General features: G+C 42.7%; 13 protein-coding genes and 1 CRISPR repeat array. Of the genes, 10 read left to right on the top strand and 3 right to left on the bottom strand.

The genetic code is table 11. The features are described 5' to 3' along the window. Window positions 1-27: 27 nt before the first annotated feature. A CRISPR array of direct repeats spans window positions 28-2,374; the repeat unit is 32 nt; unit sequence GTCACTCCCCATGCGGGAGTGTGGATTGAAAC. Between the two features lie 174 nt (window positions 2,375-2,548). After that, entirely contained in the window at window positions 2,549-2,809 is a 261-nt protein-coding gene (locus tag HGJ91_RS14855; RefSeq protein ID WP_291348621.1) for a type II toxin-antitoxin system RelB/DinJ family antitoxin, read from the top strand. Beyond that, window positions 2,810-3,079: a type II toxin-antitoxin system YafQ family toxin gene (locus tag HGJ91_RS14850; protein ID WP_291348620.1), complete on the top strand. Its 270-nt coding sequence runs from the start codon at window positions 2,810-2,812 to the stop codon at window positions 3,077-3,079. A 64-nt stretch (window positions 3,080-3,143) separates the two neighbouring features. Here the strand turns inward: HGJ91_RS14850 and HGJ91_RS14845 are convergent, their stop codons facing one another. The 3 genes from HGJ91_RS14845 to HGJ91_RS14835 are packed head-to-tail and all read right to left on the bottom strand — an operon-like array spanning window position 3,144 to window position 6,613. After that, window positions 3,144-5,132 carry an NAD(P)(+) transhydrogenase (Re/Si-specific) subunit beta gene (locus HGJ91_RS14845; protein WP_291348618.1) on the bottom strand — a complete coding sequence of 663 codons (1,989 nt, stop codon included), beginning with the start codon at window positions 5,130-5,132 and terminating at the stop codon, window positions 3,144-3,146. Next, a complete protein-coding gene (locus HGJ91_RS14840) occupies window positions 5,132-5,428 on the bottom strand; it encodes an NAD(P) transhydrogenase subunit alpha (RefSeq protein ID WP_291348616.1) in 297 nt (98 codons plus the stop codon). The genes HGJ91_RS14845 and HGJ91_RS14840 overlap by 1 nt, the downstream gene beginning before the upstream one ends. Before the next feature lie 21 nt (window positions 5,429-5,449). Beyond that, window positions 5,450-6,613, bottom strand: coding sequence for an NAD(P) transhydrogenase subunit alpha (locus tag HGJ91_RS14835; protein ID WP_291348614.1), 1,164 nt, complete (start codon window positions 6,611-6,613; stop codon window positions 5,450-5,452). Window positions 6,614-7,025: 412 nt separating this feature from the next. Here HGJ91_RS14835 and HGJ91_RS14830 point away from each other — a divergent pair, with 412 nt between their 5' ends. The 8 genes from HGJ91_RS14830 to HGJ91_RS14795 all read left to right on the top strand — a co-directional run bounded on the left by HGJ91_RS14830 (window position 7,026) and on the right by HGJ91_RS14795 (window position 14,240). Then, window positions 7,026-8,732, top strand: a complete 1,707-nt coding sequence (locus HGJ91_RS14830; RefSeq protein ID WP_291348612.1) for a PAS domain-containing sensor histidine kinase — start codon at window positions 7,026-7,028, stop codon at window positions 8,730-8,732. 21 nt (window positions 8,733-8,753) lie between these two features. Continuing rightward, on the top strand, window positions 8,754-9,206 hold the full coding sequence (locus HGJ91_RS14825; protein ID WP_291348611.1) for a response regulator: 453 nt from the start codon (window positions 8,754-8,756) through the stop codon (window positions 9,204-9,206). Between the two features lie 24 nt (window positions 9,207-9,230). Further along, window positions 9,231-11,078 carry a DASS family sodium-coupled anion symporter gene (locus tag HGJ91_RS14820; protein ID WP_291348610.1) on the top strand — a complete coding sequence of 616 codons (1,848 nt, stop codon included), beginning with the start codon at window positions 9,231-9,233 and terminating at the stop codon, window positions 11,076-11,078. A gap of 23 nt (window positions 11,079-11,101) precedes the next feature. Then, on the top strand, window positions 11,102-11,248 hold the full coding sequence (locus HGJ91_RS14815; RefSeq protein WP_291348609.1) for a hypothetical protein: 147 nt from the start codon (window positions 11,102-11,104) through the stop codon (window positions 11,246-11,248). Window positions 11,249-11,283: 35 nt separating this feature from the next. Beyond that, window positions 11,284-11,811, top strand: a complete 528-nt coding sequence (locus HGJ91_RS14810) for a YIP1 family protein (protein WP_291348608.1) — start codon at window positions 11,284-11,286, stop codon at window positions 11,809-11,811. Window positions 11,812-11,876: 65 nt separating this feature from the next. Then, a complete protein-coding gene (locus tag HGJ91_RS14805; protein WP_291348607.1) occupies window positions 11,877-12,779 on the top strand; it encodes a response regulator in 903 nt (300 codons plus the stop codon). 121 nt (window positions 12,780-12,900) lie between these two features. After that, window positions 12,901-13,797, top strand: coding sequence for a sulfite exporter TauE/SafE family protein (locus HGJ91_RS14800; protein WP_291348605.1), 897 nt, complete (start codon window positions 12,901-12,903; stop codon window positions 13,795-13,797). Between the two features lie 104 nt (window positions 13,798-13,901). Continuing rightward, window positions 13,902-14,240 carry a hypothetical protein gene (locus HGJ91_RS14795; protein WP_291348604.1) on the top strand — a complete coding sequence of 113 codons (339 nt, stop codon included), beginning with the start codon at window positions 13,902-13,904 and terminating at the stop codon, window positions 14,238-14,240. Window positions 14,241-14,323: the final 83 nt, after the last annotated feature.

Genomic DNA, 14,323 nt, shown 5'->3' with positions numbered 1-14,323 from the left:
CTCGGTCTGAGCTTTCATTAGTAAAATGTCACTCCCCATGCGGGAGTGTGGATTGAAACAGTATATATATAATAAGGTAAGGAGGATAAAAACGTCACTCCCCATGCGGGAGTGTGGATTGAAACCCGGTCATCCGGCCGATCGCGGAGGATCATCCAAAGTCACTCCCCATGCGGGAGTGTGGATTGAAACAGAAAAATGTTGGTATCTCACAATTGGATAAATCGTCACTCCCCATGCGGGAGTGTGGATTGAAACCCATATTTTGCCAAAATCTCAATAATTATTTTACGTCACTCCCCATGCGGGAGTGTGGATTGAAACAAACGTCAAATGTGACCGCGTTTAACGAGGCGGCAGTCACTCCCCATGCGGGAGTGTGGATTGAAACATTCAAGGCTGTCTGGAGTTTTTCTTTGTTCCAGGTCACTCCCCATGCGGGAGTGTGGATTGAAACAAACCCGTCAATACAGAGGATATCATCCTGTATGGTCACTCCCCATGCGGGAGTGTGGATTGAAACGGTATGACAACAACTATAGACAAAAACGATTACGTCACTCCCCATGCGGGAGTGTGGATTGAAACTTTGATCGATCAGGTCGAAACAATACAATATGTGGGTCACTCCCCATGCGGGAGTGTGGATTGAAACTTGAGGTATCCGGGCTGGTCACGGCATTTGCCCAGGTCACTCCCCATGCGGGAGTGTGGATTGAAACCACTTATTTTCTAACCTGTTGATATTATTACGAAAGTCACTCCCCATGCGGGAGTGTGGATTGAAACATACCCTCAGTGTCGTAGTAATCAATAAACCCGTGTCACTCCCCATGCGGGAGTGTGGATTGAAACTAACCTGTTGATATTATTGCGAAACTTTTTTTAAGTCACTCCCCATGCGGGAGTGTGGATTGAAACAATCAAAACAACTGGCAATCATTATGCAAACCGTGTCACTCCCCATGCGGGAGTGTGGATTGAAACGGCTGCAAATGGAATGATTTTGTCAGAAGCCTTAGTCACTCCCCATGCGGGAGTGTGGATTGAAACTAACCTGTTGATATTATTGCGAAACTTTTTTTAAGTCACTCCCCATGCGGGAGTGTGGATTGAAACGCAATCTTCCATAATTATGTGACATTTGTAATGAGGTCACTCCCCATGCGGGAGTGTGGATTGAAACATGCGTGACCTGGTCAAGAGACACCTGGTCGCCGGTCACTCCCCATGCGGGAGTGTGGATTGAAACCGTGATCTGTGTGAGCCCCAGGGCGGCATGATCGCGTCACTCCCCATGCGGGAGTGTGGATTGAAACCAGGCCACCTTGCCGGTGTTGCCGGACACATCAGTCACTCCCCATGCGGGAGTGTGGATTGAAACTGGGTACGGGCCTGGTGCCAGGCTTTTTGGAATGTCACTCCCCATGCGGGAGTGTGGATTGAAACAGCGTCTTGGATATAGCCCTGGCCTCTTTATATGTCACTCCCCATGCGGGAGTGTGGATTGAAACACCGGAAAACACCCGCCGGAGAGCTTATCGTAAAGTCACTCCCCATGCGGGAGTGTGGATTGAAACATAATCAATATCCCTGTGCCTCTCCGATCGTCAGAGTCACTCCCCATGCGGGAGTGTGGATTGAAACTGTGAGTGCCGTCATTACTGGTCACCTCCGTATCGTCACTCCCCATGCGGGAGTGTGGATTGAAACCTGCTGGTGTATCTGCAGTCCCGGCGGTTTGAAGGTCACTCCCCATGCGGGAGTGTGGATTGAAACCTGGAAGACAAGCCGGCTGCAGACGAAAGCATGCGTCACTCCCCATGCGGGAGTGTGGATTGAAACCAACCCTGATGCCCAGGCCGGGAAAAAAGGGGGCGGTCACTCCCCATGCGGGAGTGTGGATTGAAACAATCTCGGTTGCCTTTGAGATCACGCCGGCCGCAGTCACTCCCCATGCGGGAGTGTGGATTGAAACCCATGACATGGCTCATGTCCAGAGCGGATTTTGGTCACTCCCCATGCGGGAGTGTGGATTGAAACGGAAGTTAATCCGACAAACCTGAACAAGATGGCGGTCACTCCCCATGCGGGAGTGTGGATTGAAACCGGATATAAAGATGACGGGTCCGGCACATATACGGGGTCACTCCCCATGCGGGAGTGTGGATTGAAACTCGGTTAAAATGTCGAAATCGGTATCAGGTGAGTGTCACTCCCCATGCGGGAGTGTGGATTGAAACAATTTCAAGCGGGTCACAATCAATTATTGTGTAAGTCACTCCCCATGCGGGAGTGTGGATTGAAACCACGCTACTAAAAAAGCTCGCTACAGAAATAATGTCACTCCCCATGCGGGAGTGTGGATTGAAATTTTAGCACTCATTTGCAGGATGAAACAGTCTGGCTGAACCGCCGCCAGATGAAAAGATTTGTTTGATGAGGATTTTTAAAAAATGATCGGGAAATATATCTTAACCCATACGGGCCACAAATAATTTGACTATGTAGCCCATTTGGGTTATTGTTTTTTTAGGAGGTGATGATAATGTCTAAAACAACAACAGTAAGAGCTAGAATTGAACCTGATCTAAAAACTGATGTAGAAAATTTATTCAAAAAATTAGGTTTGTCTACAACAGAAGCCATTAATCTTTTTTATCGCCAAGTGAAGTTGAGAAATGGGCTGCCTTTTAATGTCGTAATTCCCAATGAAACAACGGAAAAAGTATTTAAAGACACAGACGCTGAACACAACTTAATTCGTTGCTACGACGATAGTGATATGTTTGATAAATTAGGGATATAAATGTTAAAACCGTCATACACAAGGCAATTTGAAAAAGATTGGAAACGACTACAAAAAAGAGGGAAAGCAAAAGAAAAATTAAAAAAAATACTCACTATGCTCATTAATGAGAAACAACTTCCCCAAAGATGCAGGGATCACAAGCTTATTGGAAATTACAAAGAAAGACGAGAATGCCATATTGAGCCAGATTGGCTCTTGATATACAAAGCAACAAAACGCATGATAATTTTTGAAAGGACTGGAAGTCACTCAGACTTATTTCAATAATTTTATTGCAAAAATCAGGGTTTTCCCTGATTGACATTATTGATTATACTCGATATTGAAAATGTCAATTCTGTTTTTTTAATGCATCAATCAATTCCTTTGCGGTTGCCGCGGCATCGCCTAACAGCATTATCGTTTTCGGATTCTCATACAAGGTATTCTCAACCCCGGAATAGCCCGGATTTGCATCAAAATTGCAGACGATCACTTTTTTTGCATCATGGGCTGTCAGTATCGGCATTCCGGAAATAGGGGTGCCTTCGATTTCTATCGCTGACGGGTTTACCACGTCACAGGCACCGAAGATAAGAACTGCGTCTGTTTGTGAAAATTCAGGATTGATTTCATCCATCTCGTAAAGCTTGTCATAATCAATTTCTGCTTCAGCCAGCAGCACATTCATGTGTCCGGGCATTCTTCCAGCAACCGGGTGAATGGCAAATTTCACTTGTGTGCCCATGGATTCAAGAATTGATGCCAGCTCAACTACTTTGAACTGTGCCTGTGCCAGCGCCATGCCGTATCCGGGGATAATAATAACTTTTTTGGCGGATGACAATGCGGTTATGGCTGCATCCAAATGGCTTTTTTCAGAGGGCTCTTCAATAGCAGGGGGGGCGTCTGAAAGATTTTCAAGTAATTGCTGGAGTGTCTCTTTGGCATTTCCGAGCAGCATGATGGTATTGTCGTTTTTATACAAAGGATTTTCAACACCGGAGTATCCGGGTTTGTTATCCAGGTTACAGCACACCACATGCTTTGATTCATGGGCAAGCAAAATCGGCATGCCGGATATGGGGGAGCCGTCAGTTTCTATGGCTGCGGGATTCACCACATCGCACGCCCCGATAACCAGGGAAAAATTCGTGTCCTTGAATTCAGGGTTTATGGCATCCATTTCTTCCAGCAGATCATAATCAACCCCGGCTTCAGCCAGCAGCACATTCATGTGTCCGGGCATTCTTCCGGCAACCGGATGAATGGCAAATTTTACATCCTTTCCCATGGAAAGCAGTTTATTTGAAAAATCAATGACTTCAAACTGTGCCTGTGCCACGGCCATGCCATAGCCGGGTATAATAATGATTTTATCTGCCTTTCGGGCAAGTTCAACCGTTTTTTGTAAGTTGGTTTGCTCACTGGATTGATCTCTGGTTTGATCAGGGGCTTCCTTTTCAACAGGGTCGGCAGTCAGGGTCTGTCCATTATTAACGGCTGGTTCCTGAGGGGATGTTTCAAGAGGAACAAAAACTCTGAAAAGACTGCGGTTCATTGCCCGGCACATGACATAGGTCAGGATTGATCCTGAAGCTCCAACAGTGGCCCCGCATGAAATTAACAGCTTGTTTTCGATAATCATGCCGCAAAAGGCAGCAGCCAGTCCTGTCGTTGCATTTAAAAATGAAATCAACACTGGCATGTCAGCCCCGCCAATACGAATGGAAAAAATAATCCCAAACAGAATAGACAATAAAACAATTAAAATATAAAGAAATATCTGACTGCCCGAGGGTGCAAACAGAGCCGCAATAATCAGTGCGATAATAGCAGCAAGGTTTATTATGACAAGCCAGGTGTGGTTTGGAAGTATGCGTGGGGTCTGGTCAAGCTTGTTTGACAGTTTCCCGCCGGCAATCATGGATCCGCTGAAAGTCAACGCTCCGGTAGTTAGACCTAAGAGACCGAAAAATTCATTTACAGGTCCAAGGTGTTGAGCTCCTCTCATCAACTCGACAAAAGAAATCAAAAAAGATGCAACGCCTCCGGCACCATTCTGAAAAGCAACCATGGCCGGAATCTGAATCATGGTGATTTTTTTTGCTACCCAATATCCGGCAGCAGAACCGATCACAAGGGATATCAGCACAATATAGGGATACAGGGTGCCGCTTCGATAAAGAACCAGGCCAGCAGCACAGGTTAAAGCAAAAGCTGCGGTAAGATTGCCGAATTTTGCAGTGTTGGGCCAGCGAAACAGCCAGATGCCCAGTATAAGGATGCCGATGACACAAAAATCCAGAAACAGGTTCATGGAAAAATATGGTTCAATCATTATTTTCCACCCCCCGCTTCTTTTTTCTTAAACAGTCTCAACATCCTGTCCGTAATTGCAAAACCACCCACAAGGTTGAAAGCGGCCATGACAAACGCCACTGATCCTATGATCTGTTCAGTCCGGGTTGATGCCACCGAGAAAAGAATCAACACCCCTAATATGGTGACGGCAGAAATGGCATTTGTCATGGACATCAGGGGGGTATGAAGCAATGTGGGAATTCTGGAAATCAGAAAATATCCCACGATAAAGGAAAACAGGAATACCCCTGCCATCAATAAAAGATTTGTCATTGGTTTGCTCCTGAAAATTTTTTAATTATTCAGCCCCATGGCCTTGAGCGTTCCTTCGTGATACAGTTTTCCTTTGTGCGTAACAAGCGCACCTTTGATGATTTCATCTGTCATGTCAAATTCGTCTGCCCCGTTTTTAAACAGGTTCTCAACAAAATAATACAGATTATTGGCATACAGCCACGAAGAATGAACCGGCACTGAACCGGGTATGTTTTTAATCCCGCAGATGTAGACACCATTATGCATTAATTCTTTTCCGGGATCTGTCATCTCGCAATTTCCTCCCTGGTCAATGGATACATCAATAATAACAGAGCCGGGTTTCATGGTTTCAACCATTTTTTTTGTGATTATATGCTGGGCAACTTCACCCGGGACAAGAGCGCTGAGAATAATGATATCAGATTCTGCAACTATGGGAGCCAGTGCCTGTCTTTCCTTTTCAAGCCATTCTTCTGGAAGTGCTTTGGCATAGCCGCCTTCTCCAAGGACCAGTTCCGACGGGGGATCAAAATTCACCACTTTGGCCCCGACACTTGCTGCCTCTTCTTTTGCAGCCGGCCGGATATCAACCGCTTTGACAACACCCCCCAGCCTTTTCCCGGTTGCAATGGCCTGGAGCCCGACAACGCCGGTGCCGATTACCAGAATATTGGCCGGTTTTATCATTCCAATGGACGTACCGATCATGGGAACGAATTTAGGAAAATTAGCAGCAGCAATAATGATGGATTTATAGCCGGTGATAGCACTCATGGAAGTCAACGGATCCATGCGCTGGGCCCTTGAAATTCTGGGGATGCCGTCCATTGTAAAGGCTGTGATGTTTCTTTCCTGCAGTCTTTTCACATCGCCATGATTTGAAGGAGCTGCCGGATGCAGAAAAGTTATAAGAATCTGATTTTCTTTCAGCATGTCGATCTCATGCTTGTTGAACTGCTCATTAAACATGGGTTCCTTGACTTTTAAAATAACGTCTGATCTGTCGAAAACCTCGGCTGCATCAGCTGCGATCTGGGCTCCGGCTTTCCGATATTCTCCATCATCCGCGAAGGCCCCGGCACCTGCCTTTGTTTCAACAAGCACATCAACTCCCAGTTTTTTAAATTTTTCAATCGTTTCCGGAAGTGCTGCAACTCTGTTTTCCTTGTACATGATTTCTTTTGGTATTCCTATCAGCATGGTTTGACTCCTTTTATTATTATTTATAAATTCTGAGTTTTTTAAAATTTATTTTTCATATCTTCTCATATGAATGAAGATCTTAAAAGCGCAATAAATCTTTTTTTAAGGAAATACAAGATGTTTTTATACTATCAACAATAAAAGCGTTATTGTGTTTTTCGCTACCCATAACCATACCCCACAATTTTCACATAAATTGATTTACAATTTGTAAAAAAATCTGACACGTATTTGAAATTATTTTTTCACCAACTCAAATTCTAAAACAAAAATATTTTTTATATTTCAATGGGTTATGTTTTTTTATGGGCCGTTGAATCAAAACGGCATCATAGTTGCTCTTAGGTTATTACAAGGTATTGGATAACTGTACAAAAATTATTATCAGCATAAAATTTAAGAGAGCATAATGGAAAAAACCAATCGCGAACGCAAGGAAAAAGAAAAGCAGCTCAAACGATCTATTTTAACCAATATGATAATCGTTCCATTTATTCCCTTTTTATTGGCCATGGGGGTCAGTTTTTATTTTTTCACTACTGCACTTGAAAACAACACTGTTAACAGTTTAAAACGGATAGTAGAAGATCATTGTGATATGATCGAGTCCTTTCTGGTAGAACGTCAATCAGATCTTGAGTTCATCACAAACACCTACAATTTTGAAGAAATTAATTCTACCAAAGCCATTAACACTATATTTGAAAATTTAAAAAATCGGTCAGGTGCATTTGTCGACCTGGGCCTCTTTGATTCCCAGGGCATCCACATAAGATACTTCGGCAAGTATCAGCTGAAAGGAAAAGAGTATAAGGATGAGGTGTGGTTCAAAAAAGTCATGCAGACCGGATACTATATCAGCGATGTTTTTTTGGGGTATAGAAATATTCCTCATTTTATCATTGCGGTACGCCAGAACAGTGGGGATAAAACCTGGGTGCTTCGGGCAACCATTGACACACAGTATTTTTGTACCCTGGTTTCCAAAGTGAGGATCGGAAGGACAGGGGAAGCTTATATTTTAAATAAATATGGCGTTGCACAAACACTGAGGCGATCCGGTGGTATTCAGGTCCTGGAAAAAGATCAGGACTATTTGAAATTTCCAAAATCTCAAAATAGTTTACAAACCTTTGTTAACATTGATTCTGCAAAAAACAAGTATTTATATGCAACCATCTGGCTTAAAAACAGGGAATGGCTCATGGTGGTCAGGCAGGAAAAAAAGGATGCGTATAAATCGTTTTACTCAGCGTTATACATCAGTTTAATGATCATGGTTATCGGTGGGGCGATCATCGTCGTGATCGCAATATATACCACTGAACATATCCTTAAAAGAATCGAGCATCTGGGGATAGAAAAAGAAAGCCTTGGGAATCAGTTGATCCGGGCTGCCCAACTGGCTGAAATCGGGGAAATGGCAGCCGGGTTTGCCCATGAAATAAACAATCCTCTGCAAATTATTAAAAGTGAATATACCCTGATAGAAACCCTCATGGATGATGTGTTCGGCAAAGATGGAATGGAAAAAAATGAGGATATAATAGACATTGAGGACTCAGTGGACCAGATAAAGCTCCAGGTGAATCGCTGTTCTGAAATCACCCATGCTATTTTAAAGTTCGGACGAAAAAATGAAACAAAAGAGCAATTATTACGTCCATTTATCGTTATTCCTGAAATTATCAGCATGATAGAAAAAAAAGCCGTGGTCGGTGGTATTGAAATTATTAAAAGTATTTCAGAACAAGCTCCCGGGTTCATGGGAGATCCATCCCAGTTTCAGCAGGTGATACTTAACCTTTTCAATAATGCCATGGATGCAATTGAAGAACGGCACGGTTCATCCGGGGGAAGAATGAGTGTTGCGGTCTGCAGGAAAAATGAAAACAGGATTGAAATAAAAATTACCGACAATGGAAGCGGCATTAGTCCGGAAAATATTGAAAAAGTATTTTCTCCTTTTTTCACCACAAAACCTGTGGGGAAAGGGACAGGGCTCGGGCTTTCCGTTTGTTACGGGATTATAGAAAGTTTTGGCGGCACCATGAAAGTCAATAGTGAACAAAATGTCGGCACGACCTTTGTTATCAGTTTGCCGGCTATACATTAATGAAAATTAGGGAGGTTTATTGTGGAAAAAATGAAAATCATGCTGGTTGATGATGAAGAACGTTTTCTCAAAACAACCAAAAAACTGATTGAAAAAAAAGGGTATGAGGTTTTAACGGCTCAAGACGGGGAGGAGGCCCTTGGAAAACTAAAATCACAAAATGTTCATGTGGTTATCCTCGATGTAAAGATGCCCGGGATGGACGGAAATGAGACACTAAAGGCAATCAAGACACTTTATCCTTTGGTGGAAGTCATTATGCTGACCGGGCATGCCACTGTGGACTCAGCCATTGACGGCCTGAAATCAGGGGCCAACGATTACCTGATGAAACCGGCTGATATTGATGAAATTGTTGAAAAAGCAACAGAGGCATTTGAAAAACGGCAAAGGCTTGAAGAAAAAATCAGGCTGGCACAAACCAAAAAATATATGAGATCCCCTCGCGAAATTCTCAAAGGCGATGATGAATAAAATTTTGATACAGGAAGGTTATAAATGAAAAAAGAGAAGAAAGCTACTGGATATGATAAATATATAGACTGGAAACTGTTCATAATTCCGGTTGTTCTTTTGTTTGCAGCGCTATTGATGCCAACTCCGTATGGGATGAAGGATGTCGGTACCGAATATAAGGTCGGGCCCAAGGTTGTTGTGAACCATATTACCAAAGAGCTGTTTGATATGAACAGCTCAGATGCTGAACAATGGCAATTGCTCGTTGCCAAAATTATGGAACAAAATATCCGGATGGGGGCCTTAAACAAGGAACGGTTTTTAAAACGAAATGTCAAGTGGTGCAAAAAAAATAAGATAAATACCAGCCCAAAAAATTTTGATAAATCCCATGAGTATATCAAAACAAATGTCGAGGAAGCTGATTTTCTGATTCTTATGGAAAGCGCACTAAAGGCCAGAAAAGAAGGGTTGAAATATGAGGATTTGACAGGAAAGGATAAAAAAGCCGCTGATAAAGGTGCATGGCATATAAAAGTTGCTATTGGCATGGGATTGTTTGTTGTGTTCTGTTTTTTAACAGAGTGTATCCCTCTTCCCGCAGTTGCTTTTTGTGTCGGCCTGATCCTTGTTTTTACCGGGGTGGTTTCAAGAAAAGAAGTGGCTATGCTGTATTGGAGTGATGCCTGCTGGTTTATCATGGGCAGCCTGATGTTTGCGGCAGCCTTTGTTAAAACAGGCGTTGATAAGCGGGTCTGCATGGCCATGTTTAAAAAACTGGCCGTCCCCAATACCAAATGGATCACCCTGATTTTCTTTTTAATCATATCTCCTCTGGCAGCCTTTATATCTGATCATGCCCTGGCAGCCATGTTTCTTCCCATTGGAATGCTGTTATACCAGAACAGCTTGACCGATGAAGTACCGGAGGATAAGGAACTGGCTAAGCTTTTGATGATCTCTATTGCCATGGCCTGTAATATCGGTGGGCCCGGAGCGCCTTCCGGCGGGGCAAGAAATGTGATCATGATGACGTATTTAACAGATATGTTCGGAGTTGATATTGGGTATTTCCAATGGGTTACGTATTGTTTTCCGTTTGTAATCGTCATGATTCCCATTACCTGGTTTATCACCAATTTGCGTTTTAGACCCAAAATCGTTTCCCTGGCACCTGCCATGGATCAGTTAAAAATAGAAATTGATAAAATGGGATCATGGAACGGAAAACAGATATGGGCCCTGATCATATTTACTATCATGGTGTTTGGATGGTTTACGGAAAAAGTATTTTTTAATATGGGCATTTATCCCATCCGGCTGGGTATTGGTGTCATTGCCATAGCAGGTGCGGTTGCCTATATTCTGACCGGGGTTGTTAACTGGCGGGATTACCAGGACAAAGTGGACTGGGGGGTTGTCTGGCTTTATGCCGGTGCCATCATATTTGGAAGAACCCTGGATCAGACCGGTGCTGCCTATTGGCTGGCACGGTCCGTCATTGATTTTTTATCACAATTCGGTATGGAAGCCGGTCTTCCCTTAATGATGGTCAGTAACGGTCTGACATCAATTTTGACCAACCTTATGGCAGACGGCCCTGCTGCTGCTTCTGTCGGACCGATTGCTCTGAACATGGCGGGCATGGTTCATCCCGGAACCTCTTATTTGCCGTTTATGGCCATGGCCACAGCCGTTGCATCCTCATTTGCATATTGCCTGATTATCGGCACACCACCCAATGCAATCGTTTACGCCAGTGGATACCTGGAGCCCAAAGATTATCTCAGAGTCGGTATCCCTATATTTTTCGTGGCCAATGTTGTTTTACTTTTTTTAACCGGTGTTTACTGGACATTCAGGGGATTTGGCACAATGCCCGGTTTTTAACTAAATTTTAAACGGATGCTGTTATGAATAAACAAATGAAAGTTGCACAATCAAAAAAAATGATGCTGAAAAACGGGAAACTGTTTTTCAGCAAAGAAACGGAACGAAAATTCTTTTTCTTTATGACAATCGTCATGCTGGTGATGGGGATATTTGTAAAACTGGTATAACCGTAAGGATTTGAAGATATGAAAAGGAGAGTACGATGATGTTGGGATCCACTTTAAAAAGCTGGCAGTTTTATTCTTATTCTCTGATTCAGCTTTTAATTGAACCCGGACAGTTTTTCAGGGAACTTGCCGAAAATACAACATTGAAAAGGACATTAGGGTTTATGGTGATCTGCTGTGGTTTTTTTTCCATTGCAAGCCTTTTAACCGGGGCCTATTCCAGACCTGTCTGGATAATGGCCATCATCTTTTTTGTTAATGCCGCAGGAATGATCGTTATTTCATCATTCTTAGGATATACGGCAATGGCCCTGATTTTTGGGAAACGACCCTCTTTTTCTATTGTTTTCAGTCTGTATGCCTTTTCGTCAGGGGTGACCCTTTTTATATCCTGGCTGCCTTTCTTTCTATGGTTCTCGGAGCCCTGGAAATGGTGGCTGATATATACAGGATTTAAAAATACCTGCGGGTTTACATGGAAACAGGCATTGATAATTTTATTGGTTTCTATGACGGTTCAGTTTTTTTTGATATATTCAGCAGTGATAGCATTCGTTAATTAAAAGGATAAAATTCAGGTATCATGTAAACATTATGAAAAGTATTGATCAATAAGGAGACAGTATAAATGACAAACCCAATAAAAGTGTTAATGGTGGATGATGAAGAAAGATTCAGGGAAACGACAAAAAAGATACTGATGAAAAAAGGATTTGAAACCATCCTTGCAGAAAGTGGTGAACAGGCTCTTGAAAAAATTAAACAAGCCCCGGATGTGGTTATTTTGGACATCAAAATGCCTGGCATTGACGGGCACGAGGCCCTGGCAAGAATAAAAAAGCTTAGACCGGATCTTCCCGTCATCATGCTGACCGGTCACGGGGCCAGGCCTTCAGCAAGGGAAGCCCTTATTGAAGGGGCGTTTGATTACCTGAGCAAACCCTGCGATATTGATCTTCTGGCAGAAAAAATCAGGGAAGCCTGCTATCAAACAAATAAATCATCTGAGCACGAAGAACGACGGATTACATCTGTAATGATCCCGATTACTGAGTACACAACCATCAATGAAAATAAAACTGTACAGGATGCAATTAATGCGCTGAAGAAATCTTTTGCTACAAAAATGGCCACAAACCAGCTGATGGAGACCGGCCATCGGTCGATTCTTGTGAGGGACTCTGACAAGCAGATAAAAGGGATTTTGACCATCAAGGATATGCTGGAAACGATCATGCCGGAATATCTTTCCGCGGCCAAGCCATCCCTGGCAGACAGTATTGAATATTCCCCCATGTTCTGGAAAGGAATGTTCAATATGGGAATCCGGGATGCCAAGAATAAATGCATCAGTGACATCATGTCGCCTTCTCCCATTTCTATTAACAGCAGATCAAACCTGATGGAGGCGGCATACCTCATGCTTCACAGCAACGAGAGACGTCTTCTTGTCACTTTGACTGATAAAACTGTGGGTGTTATAAGAGAGCAGGACCTGTTTTTTGAGATGGAAAAAATTTTAAATTCATAATTCAGGTGGGATTTTTTACGGTAAAATCAAAATAAACCGGGGAGTGGTAATCGCCAGGCCATCCCCCGGCTTATTTTTAACCGGATCAATCCATTTTAATACCATACTAGCAGGAGGCAAAGTGTATTTTCCAATTGCTGAAATTTATGCCAATCCGTATATTATTTTCTTTACGGCGCTGATTGTTTCGTTTTTTACTTCAATGGGCGGTATTTCCGGCGCATTTTTATTATTGCCGTTTCAAATGAGCGTTCTTGGGTATACGTCACCTTCTGTTTCCGCCACCAATCATGTTTTCAATATCATTGCCATACCCAGCGGAGTATACCGGTATATTAAAGAAAAAAGAATGTTGTGGCCTTTGGCCAGGGCGATCATTATCGGAACTTTGCCCGGGGTTTTTATCGGCGCATGGGTGCGAATCGAGTATTTGCCTGATCCAAAGAATTTCAAGATGTTTGCAGGGCTCGTTCTGCTGTATATCGGCTGGAAGCTTGTAAAGGATATTATAAGTAAACAGAAGACAAAGGAAACAGGCCGACAGATCAAGACGACGGGTTTTCACAGTCTTGCCGTCATGGACGTCTCGTTCAAGAGGGTTACGTTTACATTTGGGGGAAAAGTATATGGTTATGCACCGTTACCTATTTACATTATTTGTTTTTTAGTCGGGATTATTGGCGGGATATATGGCATTGGAGGCGGATCAATCATTGCACCGATACTTGTCACCATCATCGGCCTGCCCGTACACGTGATCGCTGGGGCAGCCCTTTTGGGGACATTTGCTACATCAGTTTCCGGTGTGATTTTTTACCAGCTTCTGGCCTTTATATACCCTCAAGTGGCCGTATCTCCAGACTGGATCCTGGGTGCATTGTTTGGTTCGGGCGGAATTTTAGGCATGTATCTGGGGGCAAGGGTTCAAAAATATATTAAAGCTGTATATATTAAAGGAATTTTAAGCTGTTGTATCCTGTTTATCGCTCTAAAATATATTTCAGCCTTTTTTAACTAATGAATTAATTCCAACTTTTAAAAGATCCAAATGTGAATTGAAAATTTTCTAAACCAGATATAGGGATCAGCTTGTGCTTGAGCAGGGAAAAAAGGTTAAATAAAATGAATAAAATGTATGAAAAAGTTGAAAGACAAAATGAAAAACAAAAAATAGTCCTGATTGTTATTTTTTTGACAGGACTCTGTTTTCTTACATGGTATTGGCATGAAATCTATAATACCCATACCATTATTACCCATCTGTACTATATCCCCATTATCCTGTCATCAATATGGTGGGGGAAAAAAGGCTTTTTTACAGCCCTTTTTTTATCGATTTATATCATCTTTTCTAATGTTTTCTTAGAAACAACAAATACGTGGGCTCATATAATAGAAACAGGTGATTATCTACGAATCATTATGTTGTTAATTAATAAATTAAACCTTCAGCTTTGCTGATGGTCCAAGCTTTGCTTTGCGGGTAAGTGAGAGATTTACAAAAACAGAATACCTCCTTAAAAAGGGTTTGTGGAGACCCTAAA

It is taken from the genome of Desulfobacula sp., assembly GCF_014237455.1.
Lineage (GTDB): Bacteria > Desulfobacterota > Desulfobacteria > Desulfobacterales > Desulfobacteraceae > Desulfobacula.
Note: the sequence above shows the minus strand (reverse complement) of the source record. Positions and strands in the feature narration are given on the sequence as shown.

Excerpts from the sequence above, each read along its gene's own strand:
- HGJ91_RS14855 (WP_291348621.1), top strand. The coding sequence starts at position 2,549 with ATGTCTAAAACAACAACAGTAAGAGCTAGAATTGAACCTGATCTAAAA.
- HGJ91_RS14850 (WP_291348620.1), top strand. The coding sequence starts at position 2,810 with ATGTTAAAACCGTCATACACAAGGCAATTTGAAAAAGATTGGAAACGA.
- HGJ91_RS14845 (WP_291348618.1), bottom strand. The coding sequence starts at position 5,132 with ATGATTGAACCATATTTTTCCATGAACCTGTTTCTGGATTTTTGTGTC.
- HGJ91_RS14840 (WP_291348616.1), bottom strand. The coding sequence starts at position 5,428 with ATGACAAATCTTTTATTGATGGCAGGGGTATTCCTGTTTTCCTTTATC.
- HGJ91_RS14835 (WP_291348614.1), bottom strand. The coding sequence starts at position 6,613 with ATGCTGATAGGAATACCAAAAGAAATCATGTACAAGGAAAACAGAGTT.
- HGJ91_RS14830 (WP_291348612.1), top strand. The coding sequence starts at position 7,026 with ATGGAAAAAACCAATCGCGAACGCAAGGAAAAAGAAAAGCAGCTCAAA.
- HGJ91_RS14820 (WP_291348610.1), top strand. The coding sequence starts at position 9,231 with ATGAAAAAAGAGAAGAAAGCTACTGGATATGATAAATATATAGACTGG.
- HGJ91_RS14815 (WP_291348609.1), top strand. The coding sequence starts at position 11,102 with ATGAATAAACAAATGAAAGTTGCACAATCAAAAAAAATGATGCTGAAA.
- HGJ91_RS14810 (WP_291348608.1), top strand. The coding sequence starts at position 11,284 with ATGATGTTGGGATCCACTTTAAAAAGCTGGCAGTTTTATTCTTATTCT.
- HGJ91_RS14805 (WP_291348607.1), top strand. The coding sequence starts at position 11,877 with ATGACAAACCCAATAAAAGTGTTAATGGTGGATGATGAAGAAAGATTC.
- HGJ91_RS14795 (WP_291348604.1), top strand. The coding sequence starts at position 13,902 with ATGAATAAAATGTATGAAAAAGTTGAAAGACAAAATGAAAAACAAAAA.